23 protein-coding genes are annotated in these 19,562 nt (G+C 60.4%); 8 read left to right on the top strand and 15 right to left on the bottom strand.

Going from position 1 to position 19,562, the window contains the following annotated elements; genetic code table 11:
• From BLV07_RS39250 to BLV07_RS46930, 13 genes are all read right to left on the bottom strand, one after another.
• Nucleotides 1-235 (bottom strand): transposase (locus tag BLV07_RS39250; protein WP_143035645.1); only part of this gene is annotated, 235 nt, incomplete at its 3' end.
• Between the two features lie 194 nt (nucleotides 236-429).
• Nucleotides 430-969, bottom strand: a complete 540-nt coding sequence (locus tag BLV07_RS39245) for a c-type cytochrome (RefSeq protein ID WP_091897080.1) — start codon at nucleotides 967-969, stop codon at nucleotides 430-432.
• Nucleotides 956-2,227 (bottom strand): sulfite dehydrogenase, encoded by a 1,272-nt coding sequence (gene soxC / locus BLV07_RS39240; protein ID WP_091897077.1) that lies wholly within the window; start codon nucleotides 2,225-2,227, stop codon nucleotides 956-958. The genes BLV07_RS39245 and soxC overlap by 14 nt, the downstream gene beginning before the upstream one ends.
• 334 nt (nucleotides 2,228-2,561) lie before the next feature.
• Nucleotides 2,562-3,155: an RNA-dependent RNA polymerase family protein gene (locus tag BLV07_RS49920; RefSeq protein ID WP_210187842.1), complete on the bottom strand. Its 594-nt coding sequence runs from the start codon at nucleotides 3,153-3,155 to the stop codon at nucleotides 2,562-2,564.
• Nucleotides 3,152-3,733 carry a reverse transcriptase domain-containing protein gene (locus BLV07_RS49915; RefSeq protein WP_210187841.1) on the bottom strand — a complete coding sequence of 194 codons (582 nt, stop codon included), beginning with the start codon at nucleotides 3,731-3,733 and terminating at the stop codon, nucleotides 3,152-3,154. The genes BLV07_RS49920 and BLV07_RS49915 overlap by 4 nt, the downstream gene beginning before the upstream one ends.
• 124 nt (nucleotides 3,734-3,857) lie before the next feature.
• Nucleotides 3,858-5,549, bottom strand: coding sequence for a methyl-accepting chemotaxis protein (locus tag BLV07_RS39230; RefSeq protein ID WP_091897074.1), 1,692 nt, complete (start codon nucleotides 5,547-5,549; stop codon nucleotides 3,858-3,860).
• Between the two features lie 985 nt (nucleotides 5,550-6,534).
• Complete coding sequence (locus BLV07_RS39225; RefSeq protein WP_176946055.1) at nucleotides 6,535-6,762, bottom strand: hypothetical protein; 228 nt, start codon at nucleotides 6,760-6,762, stop codon at nucleotides 6,535-6,537.
• 193 nt (nucleotides 6,763-6,955) lie between these two features.
• Nucleotides 6,956-7,240 carry a hypothetical protein gene (locus BLV07_RS39220; protein WP_091897071.1) on the bottom strand — a complete coding sequence of 95 codons (285 nt, stop codon included), beginning with the start codon at nucleotides 7,238-7,240 and terminating at the stop codon, nucleotides 6,956-6,958.
• 111 nt (nucleotides 7,241-7,351) lie between these two features.
• Nucleotides 7,352-9,031, bottom strand: coding sequence for a methyl-accepting chemotaxis protein (locus tag BLV07_RS39215; RefSeq protein WP_091897068.1), 1,680 nt, complete (start codon nucleotides 9,029-9,031; stop codon nucleotides 7,352-7,354).
• A gap of 37 nt (nucleotides 9,032-9,068) precedes the next feature.
• Nucleotides 9,069-9,365, bottom strand: a complete 297-nt coding sequence (locus BLV07_RS46935; RefSeq protein WP_143035644.1) for a hypothetical protein — start codon at nucleotides 9,363-9,365, stop codon at nucleotides 9,069-9,071.
• 541 nt (nucleotides 9,366-9,906) lie between these two features.
• Entirely contained in the window at nucleotides 9,907-10,293 is a 387-nt protein-coding gene (locus BLV07_RS39210) for a hypothetical protein (protein WP_143035643.1), read from the bottom strand.
• Nucleotides 10,294-10,667: 374 nt separating this feature from the next.
• A complete protein-coding gene (locus tag BLV07_RS39205; RefSeq protein ID WP_091897062.1) occupies nucleotides 10,668-12,164 on the bottom strand; it encodes a sensor domain-containing diguanylate cyclase in 1,497 nt (498 codons plus the stop codon).
• A gap of 154 nt (nucleotides 12,165-12,318) precedes the next feature.
• The gene (locus BLV07_RS46930) at nucleotides 12,319-12,675 is read right to left on the bottom strand and encodes a hypothetical protein (protein ID WP_143035642.1); all 357 of its coding nucleotides are present in this window, start codon (nucleotides 12,673-12,675) and stop codon (nucleotides 12,319-12,321) included.
• On the opposite strand from BLV07_RS46930, the gene BLV07_RS39200 reads away from it, so the two are divergent.
• The 7 genes from BLV07_RS39200 (at nucleotide 12,664) to BLV07_RS39160 (ending at nucleotide 16,438) form a co-directional block, all read left to right on the top strand.
• The gene (locus BLV07_RS39200) at nucleotides 12,664-12,954 is read left to right on the top strand and encodes a hypothetical protein (protein ID WP_091897059.1); all 291 of its coding nucleotides are present in this window, start codon (nucleotides 12,664-12,666) and stop codon (nucleotides 12,952-12,954) included. The genes BLV07_RS46930 and BLV07_RS39200 overlap by 12 nt on opposite strands.
• A gap of 61 nt (nucleotides 12,955-13,015) precedes the next feature.
• The gene (ku, locus tag BLV07_RS39195) at nucleotides 13,016-13,861 is read left to right on the top strand and encodes a non-homologous end joining protein Ku (RefSeq protein WP_091897089.1); all 846 of its coding nucleotides are present in this window, start codon (nucleotides 13,016-13,018) and stop codon (nucleotides 13,859-13,861) included.
• Between the two features lie 123 nt (nucleotides 13,862-13,984).
• Nucleotides 13,985-14,428 carry a hypothetical protein gene (locus BLV07_RS39190; protein WP_091897056.1) on the top strand — a complete coding sequence of 148 codons (444 nt, stop codon included), beginning with the start codon at nucleotides 13,985-13,987 and terminating at the stop codon, nucleotides 14,426-14,428.
• Nucleotides 14,425-14,682: a hypothetical protein gene (locus BLV07_RS39185; RefSeq protein ID WP_091897053.1), complete on the top strand. Its 258-nt coding sequence runs from the start codon at nucleotides 14,425-14,427 to the stop codon at nucleotides 14,680-14,682. The genes BLV07_RS39190 and BLV07_RS39185 overlap by 4 nt, the downstream gene beginning before the upstream one ends.
• A 376-nt stretch (nucleotides 14,683-15,058) precedes the next feature.
• Nucleotides 15,059-15,268: an ATP-dependent DNA ligase gene (locus tag BLV07_RS50190; RefSeq protein WP_349525560.1), complete on the top strand. Its 210-nt coding sequence runs from the start codon at nucleotides 15,059-15,061 to the stop codon at nucleotides 15,266-15,268.
• Between the two features lie 136 nt (nucleotides 15,269-15,404).
• Nucleotides 15,405-15,632, top strand: a complete 228-nt coding sequence (locus BLV07_RS50185) for a DNA ligase-like domain-containing protein (protein WP_091897050.1) — start codon at nucleotides 15,405-15,407, stop codon at nucleotides 15,630-15,632.
• Between the two features lie 590 nt (nucleotides 15,633-16,222).
• Complete coding sequence (locus BLV07_RS39160; RefSeq protein WP_091897042.1) at nucleotides 16,223-16,438, top strand: hypothetical protein; 216 nt, start codon at nucleotides 16,223-16,225, stop codon at nucleotides 16,436-16,438.
• Nucleotides 16,439-16,451: 13 nt separating this feature from the next.
• Here the strand turns inward: BLV07_RS39160 and BLV07_RS39155 are convergent, their stop codons facing one another.
• Nucleotides 16,452-17,345: a PAS domain-containing protein gene (locus tag BLV07_RS39155; RefSeq protein ID WP_244551369.1), complete on the bottom strand. Its 894-nt coding sequence runs from the start codon at nucleotides 17,343-17,345 to the stop codon at nucleotides 16,452-16,454.
• A gap of 203 nt (nucleotides 17,346-17,548) precedes the next feature.
• On the opposite strand from BLV07_RS39155, the gene BLV07_RS39150 reads away from it, so the two are divergent.
• Nucleotides 17,549-18,319 (top strand): putative bifunctional diguanylate cyclase/phosphodiesterase, encoded by a 771-nt coding sequence (locus BLV07_RS39150; RefSeq protein ID WP_283806582.1) that lies wholly within the window; start codon nucleotides 17,549-17,551, stop codon nucleotides 18,317-18,319.
• Nucleotides 18,320-18,788: 469 nt separating this feature from the next.
• Here the strand turns inward: BLV07_RS39150 and BLV07_RS39145 are convergent, their stop codons facing one another.
• Nucleotides 18,789-19,523 carry a DUF899 family protein gene (locus tag BLV07_RS39145; RefSeq protein WP_244551367.1) on the bottom strand — a complete coding sequence of 245 codons (735 nt, stop codon included), beginning with the start codon at nucleotides 19,521-19,523 and terminating at the stop codon, nucleotides 18,789-18,791.
• Nucleotides 19,524-19,562 lie beyond the last annotated feature (39 nt).

Below are 19,562 nucleotides of genomic sequence, written 5' to 3'. Positions count from 1 at the left end.
ACTGCACCCGGTTCAGATAGCCGTAGATGTAAAGCTTCAGGAGAACCGAGGGATGGTATGACGGCCGACCGGTCGCCGCCGGCTTCACCCCCTCGAAGCTTAGCTCGGCCAAATCGAGCGCATCGACAAACACGTCGATCACGCGAACAGGGTTGCTCTCGTCAATGAAATCATCGAGGCACTCGGGCACTAGCGTCGATTGCCCACGATCCGCCTCCGCAACGAAGCGCTTCATTCCAGCCCCCCGCAAATCGTGCGGGAATCATATCGCGCGAATCACATCAAGCGCAGCGTTTTCACACAGCCAGGGTCAAAGGCTGCCCTGGTAGCCACAATGACATTGGTCGGGTCACCTCTACGAAGCGGACATCCCAGCGCTCTGGCGGAGGTCAGTCAGGGGGCCACTAGCCGATCAAGGTCGCCCCGAAGCTACTTCGGATTGCGCGGGAACGGGATGAACCCGTCCTGGTTCGGCATTCTCACCTTGGGCAGCGACTGCGCATCCATCACATCGTTCGATCCGACGATGCCGTTGAGATTGAGGATATACGCCGATACCGCGTAGACCTCGTCCGCGGTCAGCGATTTCGATTCCTGGAATGGCATTGCGCGACGGGTGTAATCGAACAGCGTCGTTGCGTAGGGCCAGTAACTTCCCACAGTTTTTATCGGTGTCTTGTCCGACGCCAGTGTGCCCATACCCCCCACCAGCGCTCCAGCGAGTGCGACATTGGGATTGATGCCCTTCTCGCCGTGACAGACCTGACACTTCGCTACATAGATCGCCTCACCCTCGATTGCGGTACCTCGACCAGGCGGCAGACCTGCGCCATTCGGTCCGATGCTGATGTCCCACGCTGCAATCTCGGCGGGCGCGATCGGTAGCCCGAACTGCGGGACTTGGGCCAGCGCCGCCGGTACGATCGTCAGCATGGATGCGCAGGCTGCGATGGTTTTAAGCGTAAACATTGCTGGCCTCTCCCTTCTCGTCGATGCGCCAGCTTGCGATGGCGTTGTAGTGATAAATCCCACGTAAGCCGCGCTCGTCAGCGAACTGTGCGCGCGTTGGCTGCACCATGCCCGTGTCGTCGGTGGCGCGACTCTGCAGCACGGCGGGACCGCCGTTCCATTGCCACGCTGCGCGGAAGCGCACGGGGGCCTTTGGCAGGATCGGGCCCTGCAAAGCCGCCGGCGCCCAGCTTCGTCCGCCGTCAGCCGACACGTCGACCTGCCGGATGTTGCCGTTGCCCGACCAGGCAAGTCCGGAAATCTCGTAGAATCCCGGCCCCCTCAAGGCGAGCCCCGGCGACGGCCGCGTGATGACGGATTTAACTTCCATCGGAAACACGAACTGCCAGGCCTTTTCGTTCTTGAGCAGGATCGTGTACTTCGATGTTTCGTCTTTGGTCATGGCGGGGCCGGTAGTCAGCTTGAGGCGGCGCAGCCACTTCACATTCATGTTGCCCTCAAAACCAGGCAACAGCAGCCGCACCGGATAGCCATTCGAAGGCCGCACGCGCTCGCCGTTCTGATAGAGACAGAGCAGCGCATCATCCATCGCCTTGGCGAGTGGGATGCTACGGCTCATGGCGGCAGCATCAGCGCCCTCGGCGATCACCCAGCGCGCCTCGGGTTCGATGCCGGCTTCGTCGAGCAACGTGGAGAGCCGCACGCCAGTCCATTCCGAGCAACCCATGAGGCCGTGAATGGCCGCCACATTGAGCGGCTGGACCTGAGGCGCGTTGAGCGCCAGGCTGTTGCCGCCACACTCGATGAAAGCGATGCGCGATTGCATCGGATAGCGCGATAGCGCTTCGACCGTAAACACAAGCGGACGCTTCACAAGTCCATGGATCACCAGCCGGTGTTGATCGGGATCTATTTCTGGGGCGCCGGAATGGCTACGTTCGAAATGCAGTCCGGATGGAGTGATCATTCCGTCGAGCATATGCAGCGGCGTGCGTGACGCGCCGACACCGGGCGGGTTAGGGGGCGGCGGAAAGACTTTGACGACCTTGCTCTCGAAGGGTGAGGGCTGGCCGTAACCCGCAAAACCCGAACCTGGCACCTTCATCCACGGCTGCACCGTAAGCTGTTCTGCCGATCCGCCGGACAGCCCCGCACCGGTCGCACCGAAAACGAGAGCGCCTTCAAGAAAGACGCGGCGACTCAAAATTCCATTGCCCGCCGCCGGATCGCCTGGTTCGGGATGTTTTTTTCCAGCCATGGGCGGCACTTCCTCGTTGCGATCAAACGAAGCATTTCACGTGCCTGCCCGCACGCTGAATGCTCGGTGAGGAGACCGGCACAAAAGGACGTCGGATCTATTGAGGGTGAGATGCCCGCCGACGGCATTCCCCGCTGCCATTTCACTCGAATGGAGACGTCGGCACGTCCCGAAAAGCAGCTCTAAAGAAGTGTATAAGGTCCCACGCCCTTTCAAAAGACCTTCATGTTGGCCAGAATGTCGCACAAACAACATGGTCAAAACTAGTGCCTCGATGGTCGCGGTAGGGACGAGGATTGCTCCTCGCCCCCCGCCCAGATCCCGGCGAGCGCTGCTAACGCACCGGGCTCCTCCCTCGGGTTTTGGCGTCGAAACGGTGACAGGGCAGCGGGTGTAAGCGTTCGACGAGGCGGATGAAGCGCTCCCAGGAGAGATCGGCCTTCTGACTCCGTCGCCGAAGCGTCTTCAGCCAGAGCCACCGCACCTGATTGCAGAACCACCACGTGCTCGGGTGGTTACCCGAGACGGCAAAGTAGTTCAGATGCCCTTGCAGCATCTGCTTCACCCATGCTCCGGTTTGCGTGACGGGGTCGTGCATACGCTTGCGCAACTCCATCTTGATCGCCTTGAGCTTGGCTCGCATGCGCTTCTTGATCGTCTTGCGCCCGATGACGAAAGAGCCCCACTTGCGTGATCGCGTGCAGAAGTGGGTGAAGCCCAAGAAATCGAACGTTTCGGGCTTCCCTTCGCCACGTCTTTCACGTTGCTTGGCCGCGTGGCGACCGAAGCGGATCAGCCGGGTCTTGTCCGGGTCCAACGCCAGTTCGAACGAGCGCAGTCTTTCGTGCAGGTCCTGCAGAAAGTCCTTCGCCTCATGCTCGTGCTCAAAGCCAACGATCGTATGATCGGCAAAGCGCACGACGATCATGTCGCCGGTCGCTTGGTCTCGCGCCATCTGTGGACCCACAGATCGTACGCGTAGTGCAGGTAAGCGTTGGCAAGGATCGGTGAAATCACCGCCCCTTGCGGAGTGCCGCACTGACTGCGCGTCACGCGTCCATCCTCAATGATGCCGACCTTGAGCCACTTCGCAATCAGGCGCAGGATGCGCTTATCCGCGATACGGTGCTCGAGGAAACGGATGATCCACGCGTGGGCCATGGCATCGTAAAAGCCCCGGATATCCGCATCCAGCACCCAGTTCACTCGCTTCCTGAGAATGCCGACGTGAAGAGCGTCCAGCGCATCGTGCTGACCGCGCCCCGGTCGAAATCCATAGGAAAAACGGACGAAGTCCTCCTCGTAGATGGCTTCCAGAACTGTCGCGACCGCCTGCTGGACGATCTTGTCCTCGACACACAAGATGGCGAGCGGCCGCTGAGATCCGTCCGCCTTCGGGATGTAGGTCCGTCGGGCCGGGCGGGCGCGGTAGCCGCCCTTGTGTATGCGGTCGTGCAGATCCGTCAGTTTCTCTTCGAGGTTTTCTCCGTAGGCCTGCCACGTCACGCCGTCGATGCCTGGCTGGCGCACTCCGAGTTGGGCCAAGACCTGAGGAGCCGGTCGGCAACTCAGGGCGTCCCCCGGAACTGCCAAGCCGTTGGAGCTGAACCTGCTTCTGCACCGAGACCGATCACGCGCGAACAGTGCGCAGGAAATGCGCGACCTCGTCCTTGAGACGTGTCGAATCGCGCGACAAAAGCCTGGCAGATGACAGGAGTTGAGCCGATGCGCTGCCCGTCTCGGCTGCGCCGCGTTGCACGTCGGCGACGCCGACGCTGACGTCGCCGGTGCCCTGGGCCGCCTGCTGGATGTTCCGGGCAATTTCGCCCGTCGCCGCGCCCTGCTGCTCCACTGCAACAGCCACGGCGGTCGCGATTTCGGACATCCTGGAAATAGTACCGCCGATATCGGCAATGGCCGCGACCGATTTTCCGGTGGCGTCCTGCATACCACTGACCTGCAACCTGATCTCCTCGGTGGCCTTCGCGGTCTGTTCAGCCAGCGCCTTGACCTCGCTCGCCACGACCGCGAAGCCACGACCGGCATCACCCGCGCGCGCGGCCTCGATCGTCGCATTGAGTGCTAGGAGATTGGTTTGCGCTGCGATGCTGTTGATAAGGTCGACGACGTCGCCAATTCGCACGGCCGCTTGCGCCAGGCGGGTGATCTGCTCATTCGTGACCCTGGCCTGTTGCACCGCCTCGGTGGCGATGCGCGAGGATTCTTGCACTTGCCGGCCGACTTCTCCCACCGACGCGGCCAACTCTTCGGAAGCGGACGCCACCGACTGGACATTGGTCGTCGTCTCCTCGGAGGCGGCAGCGACGCCGGTCGCTACATCTTGGGTACGCTCGGCCGTCGCCCTCAGCGTGCCCGCCGATGCCTCGAGTTGGCTCGACGTAGAGGAGACCGTCTGAACGATTTCGCCCACCGCACCTTCGAACAGGTCGGCAAGGCGATGCATCTCGCGGCTCCGGAGCTCGGCCTGCTGGTGCTCCTGCTCGGCTCGCGCCTCCTCTGCATCCTTCTTGGCGATCAGCGCCTGCTTGAACACCTGCAACGCATCGGCCATCTGGCCGATCTCGGTGCGCTCGCCCTGATGGGTTACTTCTGCCGACAGATCGCCGGCGCTGAGGGCCCGCATCGGCGAGACGATTGCCTTGATGCCTTGCGATACGGTTCTCATCACGAAGAAGGCAACGAGGGCACCGAGGATTCCGGCGATCGTCACTGTCGTCACTAGGGTCTTGACCGCACGACTGTAGGCGATCGCGGCCTCGGCTCCCGCAGCGTCCGCGCCCTTGTTGTTGAGGTCAATGGCACTCGCCAGGACCTTATCGGCATTGAGGCCAATGGGATTCACGGTCCTACTGTTGAGATCGTTGGCCTCTTGAGGAAAACGACCAGCCGCAGCGCGCGACAGAAGCAGCACCTCCTGAGCGCCCCTCATGTACTCGTTCCAGAGGCCGTGCCATTCGTCAAAGAGCGCACGCTCCTGCGGAGCGGAGATTAGCTTCTCGTAGTCCGCAATGTTCTGCGCCATCCTTTCAACGATCGGCTCGATGCGCTTATCAAGGTCCGCCTTGTCCTGCGCACGGTCGAACAAAAGATGCTGCCGCACAGCGTTGCGGTAAGTGATGGTGGTTGCGCGCAACTCGCCGATCACGCGGACGCTCGGAAGCCAGTTGCTCCGGATGTCGACGACCGCTGCGTTGATCACCTGCATATTCCAGACTGCGAAAGCGCCGGTGGCGATCAGAGCCAGCAAGAGGCCGGCGACGACCGCGGTAATCTTGGTTCGTATGGAGATCTTGGAAAACATGACATGCCCCGAAAACATCAAAAAATGACGCCCTCCGGCCCCAATGCATCTCGGGCAGTCGTCTCTCTCCCCGGACCAGGACCAAATTGCTGTCAGCCCCGTGCCCATTCGTGCTAGAGTTTGTATCGATCTTCCTTTAAGCGATTGTTACTCCCTGACGCTGCTCGACAAACCGAGGACAACTTTTGCGTGAATTGTACGTGATCGACCTGTATTGCCGAGGACCAGATGGACAACCTCCTGAAAGAGCACACTAGGCCGTCCCCTCCCTTAGCCACGCCAGAGTTGCGGCTGGTGCGGACGGGCGCTCGCGGGGTAGCGGCGCGACGCTACCAACGGGATGACGCCAGGGCGCCCGTGATCGCTTTCGCTGACCTTTCCCCGAGCGGAGCAATGAGACCATTTCTTCAAGCGGGATGAACTGATCGGGCCGCAGAGCCCTCTGTTTGGATGCTGCCAGCGCAACAAGAGCGCCCTATGAACTGGTGGGCCATCGCATCATCGTCGGGTGCAGCGTCGGAAGCTGCTTCAAACCGGTAATGTCGCTGTAGACGAGCATGACCCGCCCTCAGGTCGGGCTGCGGCTGACCCGCAGCCACCTACCGTCCGGGAGTGGGCTTCACCCTCCACGCTCGCCATCGCTAAAGTTGCCTCGGAGAGTGAGTCAAGGTGAGTTGTCCTCGCTTGATACCCGCGCCCCCCGCAACCAACCGGGGTGAACGAGCTGTGGCAAGCAATGAATGAATTCGCTTGGCTCTGGAATTGGATAGGGCGATCTGGCCATCGCCACTATCGAGGAGGACGCCCTCGCGGGACTTCTCGAGGGCACCTGGACAGGCGTGCCTGGGCCGAGCGCCGCTGGGCCGCCTGGCGATCCATCATCGCCTTGATGTTGTCTCGCATCCTCCCCATTCCGCTCAGGAGGGTACCCAGCTCATCACGCTGCCCTTCGGAACGTCCGTATTCAAGTCACCATCAGCAATGCTCATTGCCGCTTTGGAGGCAATCGCGACTGGGCCGATGATCCGCGTGCCAACATCCACGAGAACAGCCCGGAGAGAAGAAGGGCAACGGTCAGGCCGGCCACGTTGAGTTGCAAATCCCGCCTGATTGCAGCAAGCGCACGTTGACGGAATAAAAAGCCATCCCCGGCCGTATAGTTCACCAGCAATTCAATCTGACCGCTTCTCCCTCCCTGGGCGATTGCGCGCACTGTGAGGCTCCATCCGGTTATCAAGTCCTCCCCGACCCTGCCCTTCTTGGGTCAACGATCCACTGCGTAAGCAGTCTGATGAAGCAGCTCACTCCGCTGAGCGGACCCTGCGTAGAGAACGATCAATCTCACCGCATCCAAGACCGGCCTTTCGCTCCTCGATGCGAGGAAAGTCGGCACGATAACCGCACGCTCACAGCCGATTGATGGTAGTGCGAAGCTGCGCGAGGATCGACAAGAACATGCCCAGTTGGTGCAGAGCAGACGTTTCTGAGGAAGACGTTGCTCTCTCTCGCGTTGAGCGAGCTGCGTCGTCGAGCTGATTGAGCGCGACGATTAACATCTCTTTCGAGAGGCTCTTGATGCGAGCGAAATGGACCATGGCATCAGCGAGATCCGGGTATCGCGTCGCGATTATCTCGATGCTGTCGTCGGCGGATCTTGGGCTCTTGAGTTTTAGTTGAATGACTTCACTCATTGCTAAAGTACCTTCTCTCCTGCGCTGGATGCATTTTTGGTAAAGGGCGGTCGAAACTCGCACGGTTCGGCTAAAGTCCTGCGAGCCAAAAGCTTCAATGTTCGCTGCTGGTTAAGCTGCCCGCACGTTAGCTAGAAATTTCTGTACTTCCAGCTTCAAACGGCTGCTGTCCTGAGACAACAATTTCGCCGCGGCAAGAACCTGGGTAGATGCAGTGCCCGTTTCGCCAGCGCCCCGGTTCACCTCGGCGATGTTCGAGGCGACCTCGGCAACCCCAATCGCAGCCTGCTGTACGTTGCGCGTAATCTCGTGGTTGGCGGCGCCCTGCTCCTCGACCGCTGCGGCGATGGTGGCACAAATTTCTGAAATCCGCTTAATGACGCCGCTAACCTCGTTGAGGCTCGCAACGGACTCGCGGGTGGACGACTGGATTCCGACGATCTGATCGCTGATTTCCTTGGTTGCCTTGGCCGTCTGTTCAGCCAGGGTTTTTACCTCTGACGCAACGACCGCGAATCCGCGACCAGCTTCTCCAGCCCGAGCCGCTTCAATCGTCGCATTCAAGGCAAGAAGGTTGGTTTGTCCGGCGATCGCATTGATGATCTCGACGATCGTTCCTATCTTGCTTGCGGCCTGCGAAAGCGAATGGACTCGTTCATCAGCGCCCTCCGCCTGGCGCACCGCTGCACCGGCAATGCGTGCTGATTCTTGCACCTGCCGGCTGATCTCGTTGACCGAAGCCGCCATTTCTTCGGTGGCCGAAGCGACCGACTGCACGCTCGCTGAGGCCTGCTCGGATGCTGATGCGGCTGCGCTGGATTGATGCTGGGTCGAATCGGCGGTTTTCGTCAGCGACCCGGCGGAGGCCTCGAGCTCAGTGGACGCAGAGGAGACGGTTTCGACAATCTCGCCCACGGCGGCTTCAAACAGATCAGCGAGCTTGCGCATATCCGCCTTCCGCTGCTCGGCCGCCATGCGATCCTGGTCGGCTTTGGCCTCGGCTTCGGCTCGTGCCTTTTCGGCCGCCTTGAGCTTGAAGCGTTCAACCGCACTTGCAATCGCACCAATTTCGTCTCGGCGACCAAGACCAGGAAGCACAACATCAAAATTTCCATTCGCAAGCTCCAACATCGAACCGGTCAGCGTTCGAATCGGGGTGCTGATGCTCCGCGAGGTAACGACCGAGAGCGCAACACCAATCAGCAGACTCAGAATCCCGAGGACCGAGGCCATCTTTATGGCTGTGACAAGATTCTCTTCCGCCCTCGATACCGTCGCTTGCGACGCTTTCTCGTAATCCTCGGCGAGTGGCTCAGCAATGGTTTCAATATTGGCCCCAGCCGCGAGAGCTGCACTGACTGCCGACTTTGCCTCTGAGGTATCCAGAGCGGTATTTCTTCCCTTGAACTCCCTCAGCCTGAGCGCCTTAGCTTGGTTGTCTTCGACCGCCGCCTTCAGCTCCTTGGCCCGGATCAGGCGGGCGGTGTCCTTCGTGTCGGCAATGAGCTCATCGAGTCGTACGAGCGCCTTCCTATAAGCGTCGGTGGCCTTTGCCCAATGCAACTGGTCATCGGTCGCTAGAGCAAGCCAAACGTGCATGCGTGCCTCGAAGACACGCTTTTCTATGCGCTCGTCATCGACGACGTGATTCTTTTGTCTGACCACCACCGCGAAAGCGTCATTCGCGTTGTAGGAGGCATAGATTGAGTACCCGCCGATCGCGGCCGTCAATACTAGGAGTAAGCCGAAGCCGATCATAAGGCGGCCGGCGATCTTGACGTTCGTAAGCATTGCAATGACTTTCCAAATTGGAACGAAAACAAAAATTCTACATGGTGGACGCTTTCGACTTGGCGATTTCGAGCATTTGCTCGATCAGCCTCAGATCACCTTGCAGCTTTGCCTTGATTGAGGGACTTGCGATCTCTGCTGCCATCTTTCGTATTCGCAGGTGACTCGCTTCCAGCAGGGTAATGGCGCCGGCAATTTCCAGCGTTGCATTCATGCGCAAGACTTCGACCTGCGAGAATGGTTGGCGATCCGGCGGCGACAGCGTCGGATCGCCACTGGGACACGATTGTTTAGATACGCGGCTTGGCCTCGTAAAATTTAGCACGTTTGACATTGTGGTCTCCACCGACCCAATGCTGGGAATGCATTGCGCAAATCAATCTAAAATTGTTCAATCCTTGTCTTCGAATAATTAAGGGTTTCTTACTCGCCCATTATTTGGTCGTGCCCGATGGTATTACGCAACCAGAACGCGATGCGGCGTCGTGTCGCAGAGAGCGAAATGCGGGCTCGAACCTCGCACTGATAGGCCTGATGGGATTCTGTTCGAGTTCGATGCGTATGGCGCGTCGAGCCAATGTCAGGTGCTGACTTGATCGTACGCCGCCCAGCGACGCAGGCGACTAAGCCTCCATGTCCATCGTCCTCGTCGTTCGTTCACGCCAAGCTGAGTCGTCGCCTCTGCGAACGGCAACATGGACGGTCGGTGTTGGCAGGAGCATCATCGGCCTTCCAACGCCCGACCGTGCTCAACACCATCTGCTCGATAGCCGTTTGCTCCTACCTTAGGCTGCGATTCCTTACGTCCGCGAGGCGAGACACATGCAAGCGGCCCAGGGCTGGGGGCCCCGCCACACCGGCCTGATCGCGACGTGTTAAGATCCTGGTGCAGCGATCTGCAGACGTTGCAGGAAACTCCGAACTCCATCTCGCAGCATTCGAACCTCACCGTTGATTCGATCTGATGCATTGCTCACGCGCGAGGCGGTTCGTCCAGTCGCCTCAGACGCAAGAGTGATGCGGGTCACGTCGGACTGGCGGCTGGTGTCTTCGGCCTCGGCAGCCATGGAAACCGAGCCTTGGTTGAGGTCCAGGGCGGCCTCTGCAAGGGAAACTCGCGATGCGGTCCATTTTTCGCGCAAGGACTCAGCGAGGCTGGCCAATTCAACCACCTTTCTGTCCAAGACGTATACGCCCTGGTTGATGAACGAGCCGGGAATGAGCGGTGGAGCGGGGGGCGTCCGGTCAACCGTTTCTCGCATGTTCGAATCGGCGGATGCCGGAGAGCTCATGGTGCTTAAGACGTACTGAGTTTCCAAGTTCGTTGGGCTGTTCTGAATGGCACGCCATTCAGAGTAAAATTGCGAACTCATGTGTCATTGACATTACATTGTAATTCTCGCGCGTCGTGGGCTTCCGCTGCCAAACCTCGCCAGCGGCGAGAGGAGCACACCAGAGCAGCCGCGGTTCGCCTGAGGGCTGAGCCCCCAGCTCAATCAGACACAGATCTTAGGGCTTGGGCTTTGGAGGCTAACCCCAACACCATTACATAAGGCCTCCATTTCAGCCAGGATGGTGAATCAGGGAGACTCTGATTTAAGAATCCCAGATCGATTCAACCTAATCTCATCCATTTCTAGGCTACTCGTTTCCCGCTTGCGATCAGATCCCCGCCCGGGCTGCCGATCACGCAGTCGCGTCCCTCGTGCTTGGCCGCGTAAAGCGCTATGTCCGCCGCCCTGACAAGATCATGCGGCACGTAGTCTTGGCCAGGGACCATGCACGCCAGTCCAATGCTGACCGTCGGCAGTTCGCCCTGCGTTTGGCGTAGGACCGTCAGCTTCTCGCGGATCTGGCGAGCGACTTCGAATGCCCCGCTCTTGCCGACGCCGGGCAGCAGCACGGAGAACTCTTCCCCGCCATAGCGGGCACCGAGATCGGATGTGCGTTTCGTGCTGCTCGCAATACATTGCGCGACGGTTGCAAGCACGGCATCGCCAGCCTGGTGTCCGTGTCTGTCGTTGTATGCCTTGAAGTGATCGACATCGATCATCAGCAGCGAGACAGGCGTGCGAGAGCGCGTGGCCCGGCGCCACTCGACGGCCAGGGCATCATCAAAGCGGCGTCGGTTGCCGAGCCTCGTCAAGGTGTCGGTTGTGGCCAGGACCGCGAGCTGGTTTTCCGCGGCAGCGCGGCGCTTCAGCGCCGCCAGCAGGTAAAACATCAGAGCGATCGAGAATGCGACAAGCGCGGCCACCACAAGGCCGATCCACCACAGCTGTTGCCACCAATCTGCGTAGATACTCTTGAGCGCGACGCCTTCCGCCAGCAGCAAGGGATGCGTACCGACCTGCTGAAAGACGTACAGGCGGCTGATGTGGTCAACAATGGACTTCGTCGCATAGAAGCCGGAGCTGTGCGCGGGGAAATATTTGAAGGTCTGGGCGTCCTTGATACTCTGCCCGATCTTGGTGATGTCGAAGGGGGCACGCATCAGGATCGTTCCGTCGCTGCTAAACAGCGCCATAGAACCCTGGGCGCCGAAATCCAGCTTCCTGAACAGGTTATGGAAATAGCTCAGCCGCATGCTCCCGGCGACGACGCCGTCGAAGGAGCCGTCGCGGCCGCTGATGCGCCGGCTCAGGCTGATGAGGTATTCTCCACCCGACGTGACCCACGGTGCGCTGATGAACAGCCCTGCATCCGGCCGCGCCTGATGCACGCGAAAGAAATCGCGATCGGCAAAATTCGTCGGACGCGGCGTGGGGGTTCGGGAGTCCAGCCTGACATTGCCCGCAGCGTCCAGAACCAGAATTGAACCCAAATCCTTTGCCGTGGCGGCCCGGTCGAACAGGACGACCTGCCGCAACTCAGGACTGACGCGGTTGATCTCGGGCAGTTTCACGCCGTCGGCGACGGCTTGGAGCCACAGATCATAGAGCTCGATGTTGCGGTCGATCTCGCTTGCGATGCTGGCCACGAGATTGGTCGCAGCCTCCTTCGCGTGCTGAAAATCCTTCTGCGCCATTTCCCAGAGGATGGTCGCACAGATACCGGAGAAGCCCAATATGAGACCGATGCCAAGCGCCAGCAGCCGCTTGGCCGGCATCGTGCTTGGCATTGTCACATGCATTCGTTTCGCTCCGCGCACTCCCGCCCCCGGGCTTGCTCCTCTCATACGGCAAGCGGCTTGAGAAAACGGGCTCGAAGCGGACGTAATTTGTGAGTTCGAGGTAAGGTTCTGTTAACCGGAGCAGCACCGATCCGTGCTACTCGCCTGGTGTCGTCTATTGGAAGCCCGCCGCATCAAGGATCATCTCGGCGTCAAAGACATTTTTGAGTACCTCGCCCCAGAAGCAGCGCGCAATCCGCATTAATCCGGGAATAAGAGAACCATTAGCAAGTTGGCGCGCATCGCAGCCTCTATTTCCATCACGTCTAGTCCAGATAGGAACAAGCAGCGCCGCGACCCGCGACGACACCGCCAATATTCGAGCGCGAACGGTCCGCAGCACGTCCGCCCCTTCTTGGGCAGTGCGCAGATCAAAGAGCGGGCATAACTCGGCTGCTCGCGCGGCGAGGTTGACCTCGATGGTATAGTTGAGCGGTGTAGTTGATTCGAGAACGCGACCATGCCGATCCATTGGCAACGCAAGCTGCCGCTCAATGCCACCCGCCCCGCCTATCGCACGTTGCAAGGCTGGGCACTCGGCACGCTGATCGAGCAAGAGGTGGTGAGGGCGTGCCAGCACCATGGCTATAGCGTCGATCGCGCCGATCCCGACGCCTGGAACCGAGCGCGCGGGGAAGCTCGGAGGCCCCCCTTCCCTGGCGCCACTCCGGAGGCCTGCCTGGCCGCGCTGGAGGAAGCGATGTGCGGCATCGGCGATACCTGCCCTGAATGCGGTAAACGCCGGGTTTGACTCCACTTTCCGCGGCCTCCGCCTATATTGATCCTAATCGGTACAGGTGGAGTTTGCGTTCATGGCCCCGCGCGCGAATTGGAAGGGGTTTTTGAGGCTGTCGCTGGTGACGTGTCCGATCGCGCTATTTCCCGCGACCTCGGAATCCGAAAAGATCAGCTTCAACCAGATCAACAAAAAGACTGGATACCGTATTCGCTACCTCAAAGTAGATGCCGAGTCCGGCGACGAAGTCTCCAACGAGGATATCGTCAAAGGCTATCCGGTCGATAAGGACCGCTATCTTGAGGTCACGAAGGACGAGATCGAGAACATCGCGCTGGAGTCCACCCGCACCATCGAGATCGACGAGTTCGTCCCGCGAAGTGAGATCGACGACCTGTATCTCGTGCGTCCCTATTACATCGTCCCTGACGGCAAGGTCGGCCATGACGCCTTTGCCGTGATCCGCGAGACCATCCGCTCGCTCGACAAGGTCGCGCTTGCCCGTGTGGTGTTGACCAACCGCGAGCACGTCATTGCGCTGGAAGCCCGCGACAAGGGTCTCGTCGGCATGCTGCTGCGCTACCCCTATGAGGTGCGCGACGCGGCGGAATATTTTGATGAGATCCAGGACGTCAAGGTCACCAAGGATATGCTCGACCTCGCAAAGCACATCGTCGAGCAGAAGAGCGGCCATTTCGAGCCTGAGAAATTTGAGGACCATTACGAAGCGGCGCTCGCCGAACTGCTCGCCAAAAAGCAGAAGGGTCTGCCGATCGCGGCGGTGAAAAGGGCCGCGCCCGGTAACGTCGTCAACCTGATGGACGCGCTACGCCAAAGTCTCGCCTCCGGGAAAGGCCCGCCGGCGGCACGGCCGGCCAAGGCGCCAGCAAAGAAGGCGGCGAAAAAGCGCAAGGCCGGCTAACGTGCCACTGCGCGACTTTCAATCACACTTCTCCACACCCACGACCCGCAGTAGCTCGCCGCCGTTCTAGCGCCCAAGACATTGATAATTTGACGTGGCTCTGCAGGCCGCTTTGATGGCGGCATGCCCTCCCTCACCCGCCGCCGAGACCGAAACGCCCCACACGGCGAAACGTGGCTGATCTATTTCGGTGATGTCCGAGTGGGCGTGATCGGCCGGCGCGCCGGCGTGCCAAACTCGGCTCCGCAGTGGGGGTGGTCGTGCGGCTTCTATCCCGGCACCGCCCCCGGGGAGCACCGCAACGGTATTGCCGAGACCTTTGACGCGGCCCGTACCGGCTTCGAGGCCGCGTGGCAGGAGTTAGCGGCCACGCGCTCGGAGGCCGATTACGAGGCCTGGCGCCGCCAGCGAGACTGGACAGCCTGGATAGATCGCATGCACGATCTGGCGCTTCCGCTGCCCGCACAGCGGCCGGAAGGGATTGCGCGTTGCTTCTGCGGCGAGGTAGTCACCACTCCCACACTCGACTCTCATATCCGCACTGCCCACCGCCTGACTGCCGCATGAAACTTACCGCCGAACGTCCCTTCGCCAACCCGGAAGCCGCAGCCCGCAAGCTGGTCGAACTAGCCTCCGGCATCGAGCCGGTTCAGGACGGCCGCATCCATATCGAGAAGATCAACGCTCCGTTCCTCTACACGCTTAAGGCCGCCGGCGAGGAGTTTGGCGCCGGCATCAGGTATGCCGTCGAACGCGGCTGGCTCGAGTTGCACGAGAGCGGGACCTATGTGCGATTGCTGAGCCGAGGCGAGATCCACTGAGCAGACAAATCGGCCCTGTGCCACCTGGAGGTCCGCACCGAATCCGCAGCACAGGGCCGAGAGGTCCGCTGCTCAGGCCAGCCCCGAGGCAGACGCCTCCATCATGCGCGCCGCCGACCGCCTCTGCACTAAGACAAAAGGTGGATTGAGACAGCGAGGCGCGAAAATCGCAAAACGACCCCAAAGACGGCCCCGGCCGGGGGGCGCTCGAGGGTGAGGCCGGGGCCGCTGGAGGAAGCTGAGCCCTCGGGCTAGCAAGGGCCAAGCGAAAGGAGGCTACTCACCGCTCATCGCGGTGTCTGTACGCCTGAGCACTGCTCCCTGCAGGAACTTCAGCAGATTCGTAAAATCCGTGGCGGGCTCCTATCTTCCGTCCATGCGTATGGCATACGAGCTCTGCCTAGCGACTGCGGGCAAGCAGGTCCCGAACGGGCCGGACTGGATTCATGAAGTCAAGCACGACGGCTATCGGATGCTGGTCATCCGGGAGAACGAGCGCGTGCGCCTGCTCTCGCGCAACGGTAGCGACTGGACGAACCGCTACCCCTCGATCGCCGAAAGAACCGACAGAAGCATTTCGTCGTAGACGGTGAGGCCGTGGTGCTCGGGTTGGATGGCATCTCCGATTTTAACGCGCTGCACTCCATGACCACGAGGTACAGCTTTACCCTTCGACATCCTCGCTATGGGCGGCGATGATCTGCGGTCGCTGTCCCTGGCACATGCGCAAGGCCAATTTGGAGCACCTGCTAGCGCGGCGCCCGGACGGGATTACCGTGGCGCCCTTCGAGGGCGGGGAGATCGGGCCGGACCTCTTCCGGGCAGCCTGCCGAATGGGGTTAGAGGGCCTGGTTTCCAAGCATCGCGATCGGCCGTACCGCGGCGGCCGGCAAAAGTTCTGGATCAAGGTCAAGAACCGCAGCCATCCGGCGATGGAGCGCGAGCTGTGACCGTCGGGACGGCTCAATTTAGCCGGGACACGCCCATCCAAGTAGACGCCTGCGCAGGGGCAGTACCAGCTTAGGAACTCTCGTCGGTTCCGACAGTTTTTGTCGGGTGGGCATGAGCCATCACCGGGCAGATAGCCGTGCGGCGCCGCCGGAAACAGACAACGTCCCTGGAAGAGCGTCTCGCAGACCACGCACGCGTGACGCGAAAGCGAGCAATGGAATTGCCGCCCGGAGAACAGCGCGAGGCTCTCCTGCGCAAGAGCGAGCGCGCCGAAACAGCCGTCCGGATTAGCAGCTGGTTGGCATCTCCAAAGTCACGGCAATCATCCTGAGAGGGTCGACCATGCTCCAGTACCGTGCCTATATTCTCGACTCGGGTGGACACATCACAGCGCGTGTCGATCTGATCTGCAAGGATGGAAAGGACGCCAAACAGCGTGCCTGGACTCTCGCGGTGAGCGATGATGTTGAGCTGTGGCAGGAGGACCGCCACCTAGCGACCTTCCGGCACCGTGAGCCCCTTGTCCCGAGCTAAACCCGGCCCTCCCAACAGAGGAACGTTCTCTCGGGCTTATGCTTGAGAAAGCGTTATGTTGGTTGTTTCACGCGGAATGCGCAATGCGATGCGGCAGGCCCGTCTCTACGGTTATCTCGTCGAGTTGAACAACATGCTTTACATACCCGGCGGCAGCCATCCGGTTTGCACCAAGTCTTTTGCACTTCGCATGGTCGATGGCGGCTGGCTAATGAAGGACGGCGATCGATACCAGCTCACCACCAAAGGACGCGAGACACCGGACGATTGAGCACTAGGCCTGCTCAGTTGGCGGCCTCCTTCCCCAGGATGCGGCTTGAGCCGATTGGCGAACGATCCGCTCCCGGGCCGGCGCGCAGCACCATCGGGCCAAGGCCCATCAATGCGCCAACGAGCGGATAAGCCCACTCAACCGTGGTACCGCTCGACGGATAGCGGGTGATGACCCCGAGCGCGACGATGGCCGGGATCCCGACCTGATGCCAGAGCAGCACGAGCAATTGCGAAATGATCGCGAAGCCCCACACCTTCTGCATGAAGGGGTTTTGGGCCATCGCGCCCATGAACGCCTGATAGGTTTTCGCCAATGCATCCGCCTGCGCTAGCTCGATCACGGTCAATGCGACCGAGGAAATTGCACTGAGATCCAGACATTCAAGCTGCCACGCCCGCACCAGCCGAAGAAAAATCTTGGCGCGGCTAAGGAGTTGGACCCTCGTCCGAGACGCGCTCGCGGTGGAGCGCTGCTGGCGCGCCATGAACGCGATTTGAGATTGCGCCCGTTGTTGTTCAGTCACATCTTCACAACTGATCAGCCAGCCCCCGTCGGAGGTGGAGCGATGGGCGATCGAGACGATGCGTCCGTCGCTGAGCTGCTGGAGGTAGTTGCCGCTCCTGCGGCGCGCCAGGAATTCCTCGCCTTCCGCCAGAAGATCGGCCACAGTCCGGCTGCCATGATTGCCGGCGGCAACACTCAGGCCGAAGACATCTTCGAATGTCATGCCTGGACGCACGAGCTCCGGCGAAATATCAAAGATCTCACAGAAGCGACGGTTGACCTGCAACCGTCCCTCCCTGTCATAGAGACAGAGTCCTTGCGACATATGCGTGAGCGCCGCATCCCGTCTCAGATTCGTCGCATGCAGCTCCGCCTTCTGCTGCTTCAACCCGGTAAGCATTACCCCGCCCTCCTGGGTCGGGCTGCGACTGACCCGCAACCACCTGCCGTCCGGGAGCTGCGCTTCACCCTCCACGGTATCAACGTCGCCGAGGTTGTCTCGAAGAGCGAGTCCAGGTGAGCTGTCGTCGCTTGATACCCGAGCCCCCCGCAACCAACCGGGGTGAACAAGCTGTGGCAAGCAATGAATGAATTCGTCGGCCCTTGAATTGGATAGGGCGATTTGGCCATCGCTATCGAGGAGGACGACGCCCTCGCGGGAGTTCTCGAGGGCACCGTATTATTCGTCGGGCTCGGAATATCCAAATCTTGAGTGTCGAAGCTCTGCTGCGTTGGCGTCACCCGAAGCTCGGATTTATTTCCCCCGGACGCTTCATCCCGTTGGCCGAATCAATCGGCCTGATCGCGCCACTGGGCGAGTTCGTTCTCAGACAAGCTTGTCGCGATGCTGTTGAGTGGCCGGACCATGTGAAAGTCGCCGTCAATCTTTCGCCGGTCCAATTTCGCGATCCACGACTAACTGAGATTGTTTCGGCCGCGTTGGCCGACGCGGGCTTGGCGCCTCAGCGGCTGGAGGCGGAGGTGACTGAGTCGGTCCTGCTCGAAGATGAGCCAGAGTATGTCGCGCTTCTGCACGGGCTCCAGATCATGGGCATCCACGTCGCATTGGATGACTTCGGCACGGGTTATTCGTCCCTGAGCTACCTGAAGAAGTTCCCGTTCAACAAGATCAAGATCGATCGGACCTTCGTCCAGGATATCGAGAACGATCAGGGAAGCAGGACGATAGTGAGCGCGATCATCGGCCTTGCTCGCGCCTTGCAGATGACGACGACGGCCGAGGGCGTAGAGACTGAGCAGCAGTTGGACATGATGCGAGCCGCCGGGGTGACGCTGGTTCAGGGTTATTTGCTTGGACGGCCGCGTCCTGCGTCCGGCCTGAAATTCGGAATAGAACTGCATGTGGCTGTATGAGCGGATTTCCCAAAAACTGAGTCTTCAAAAAAACTTTGGAATCGCGTCGAAGGCCGCCGCGAAGATATTCGCCCCTTTTAGGACCGGTTCTCGGCGACGGTCTGCTCTCCCGGCTGCAGCCGCACCTGCTGTATATGCCTGGTCGCCCAGCAGGCTCCGCCCGAGGGCTGGCGCCGTAGCGGGCGCAACAGAGCGGAGAGCTTGAACTGTGGAGATGACAGTCCTCTATGAGAGCATCAGCGGCGCTCGGCTGCTGGCCCCCATGCAAGGGATCCCTCTTAGTCGCGCGGCGCCACCGGACGGCACGGGTCGGGCCCTCCTGGTCTCGACGGCCTGCTGCGAAATGGCCCGGATCGGACCGAGTGCTCGCCGCCCGCCCATAGCATCTTCACAATAGCAGACATTATGTACTGGTGCCCTTGGATTTTCCCGGTCACCAATCTTTCAACGACGCCTGGCGGCGCAAACATCAATCACTTTCTTCTCTGGCCCCGTCGTATTCGTCGTGAAGTCGATACCACGAGCGAGGCTCACCTTGCGGCCAGCCGACTGGCGAGTCTTCGGTGGTCTCTTGCTGCCCGAACGGTGTCAGCTCAAGCAGGGACCAGACCGGGCCAACCGCCTGGAGTTCGGGCCCATTGAGGAAATAGGTGCGGTAGGCCTTGCCGTCATGGTGCAGGAACAGGTTGATCCCCGCCCACTCGTGCACGCCGAAATCGCGCGAGAAATCGTCGCCGATGAGCGTGTACCATGGGACGGTCCATCCCATCCGCTCGCGATAGGCGACGATCAAGTGCCGTGGCGCGGGAGATACGAAGGCGAGCGATGTATCCCGCGCGGCCAAGTGGGCAGGATGAGTAATGCTGTCGGCAAACATCGAGCAGCCCCGACATGCGCCCGTTGGCCAGTCCGCCACGCCGGGTTCGTAGAAAAAACGGTAAATAATCAACTGTCGCCGACCAGCGAACAGATCCAGCAATCTCATCTCGCCTTTGGGTCCAAGGAAGCGATAGTCCTTCTCAACAAGCGTCATCGGCATCCGTCGCCGAGTGGCTGCCAGCGCTTGGCGTGCGGTTGTGGCGGCCTTCTCCTGGCGCGCGAGTTCGCGAAGATTCGCTTGCCATTCTTGCGCAGAGACGATCGGGGGCAGGCTTGGCTCTGTCTGCCTTGAAGGAGCTGCAATCATATCTTTGTGGTAGGCCATAGGGCGGTCCTCGGCTTTCTGGGGCGACGCAAAGTAAAA

This window comes from Bradyrhizobium sp. Rc2d (assembly GCF_900099855.1).
Taxonomy (GTDB): domain Bacteria; phylum Pseudomonadota; class Alphaproteobacteria; order Rhizobiales; family Xanthobacteraceae; genus Bradyrhizobium.
Note: the sequence above shows the minus strand (reverse complement) of the source record. Positions and strands in the feature narration are given on the sequence as shown.

What these genes read in the sequence shown, in the direction of transcription:
- BLV07_RS39245 (WP_091897080.1), bottom strand. Translation starts at nt 969, where the DNA reads ATGTTTACGCTTAAAACCATCGCAGCCTGCGCATCCATGCTGACGATC.
- soxC (WP_091897077.1), bottom strand. Translation starts at nt 2,227, where the DNA reads ATGGCTGGAAAAAAACATCCCGAACCAGGCGATCCGGCGGCGGGCAAT.
- BLV07_RS49920 (WP_210187842.1), bottom strand. Translation starts at nt 3,155, where the DNA reads ATGATCGTCGTGCGCTTTGCCGATCATACGATCGTTGGCTTTGAGCAC.
- BLV07_RS39230 (WP_091897074.1), bottom strand. Translation starts at nt 5,549, where the DNA reads ATGTTTTCCAAGATCTCCATACGAACCAAGATTACCGCGGTCGTCGCC.
- BLV07_RS39220 (WP_091897071.1), bottom strand. Translation starts at nt 7,240, where the DNA reads ATGAGTGAAGTCATTCAACTAAAACTCAAGAGCCCAAGATCCGCCGAC.
- BLV07_RS39215 (WP_091897068.1), bottom strand. Translation starts at nt 9,031, where the DNA reads ATGCTTACGAACGTCAAGATCGCCGGCCGCCTTATGATCGGCTTCGGC.
- BLV07_RS46935 (WP_143035644.1), bottom strand. Translation starts at nt 9,365, where the DNA reads ATGTCAAACGTGCTAAATTTTACGAGGCCAAGCCGCGTATCTAAACAA.
- BLV07_RS39210 (WP_143035643.1), bottom strand. Translation starts at nt 10,293, where the DNA reads ATGCGAGAAACGGTTGACCGGACGCCCCCCGCTCCACCGCTCATTCCC.
- BLV07_RS39205 (WP_091897062.1), bottom strand. Translation starts at nt 12,164, where the DNA reads ATGCATGTGACAATGCCAAGCACGATGCCGGCCAAGCGGCTGCTGGCG.
- BLV07_RS39200 (WP_091897059.1), top strand. Translation starts at nt 12,664, where the DNA reads ATGCCGATCCATTGGCAACGCAAGCTGCCGCTCAATGCCACCCGCCCC.
- BLV07_RS46930 (WP_143035642.1), bottom strand. Translation starts at nt 12,675, where the DNA reads ATGGATCGGCATGGTCGCGTTCTCGAATCAACTACACCGCTCAACTAT.
- ku (WP_091897089.1), top strand. Translation starts at nt 13,016, where the DNA reads ATGGCCCCGCGCGCGAATTGGAAGGGGTTTTTGAGGCTGTCGCTGGTG.
- BLV07_RS39190 (WP_091897056.1), top strand. Translation starts at nt 13,985, where the DNA reads ATGCCCTCCCTCACCCGCCGCCGAGACCGAAACGCCCCACACGGCGAA.
- BLV07_RS39185 (WP_091897053.1), top strand. Translation starts at nt 14,425, where the DNA reads ATGAAACTTACCGCCGAACGTCCCTTCGCCAACCCGGAAGCCGCAGCC.
- BLV07_RS50190 (WP_349525560.1), top strand. Translation starts at nt 15,059, where the DNA reads ATGCGTATGGCATACGAGCTCTGCCTAGCGACTGCGGGCAAGCAGGTC.
- BLV07_RS50185 (WP_091897050.1), top strand. Translation starts at nt 15,405, where the DNA reads ATGCGCAAGGCCAATTTGGAGCACCTGCTAGCGCGGCGCCCGGACGGG.
- BLV07_RS39160 (WP_091897042.1), top strand. Translation starts at nt 16,223, where the DNA reads ATGTTGGTTGTTTCACGCGGAATGCGCAATGCGATGCGGCAGGCCCGT.
- BLV07_RS39155 (WP_244551369.1), bottom strand. Translation starts at nt 17,345, where the DNA reads ATGCTTACCGGGTTGAAGCAGCAGAAGGCGGAGCTGCATGCGACGAAT.
- BLV07_RS39145 (WP_244551367.1), bottom strand. Translation starts at nt 19,523, where the DNA reads ATGGCCTACCACAAAGATATGATTGCAGCTCCTTCAAGGCAGACAGAG.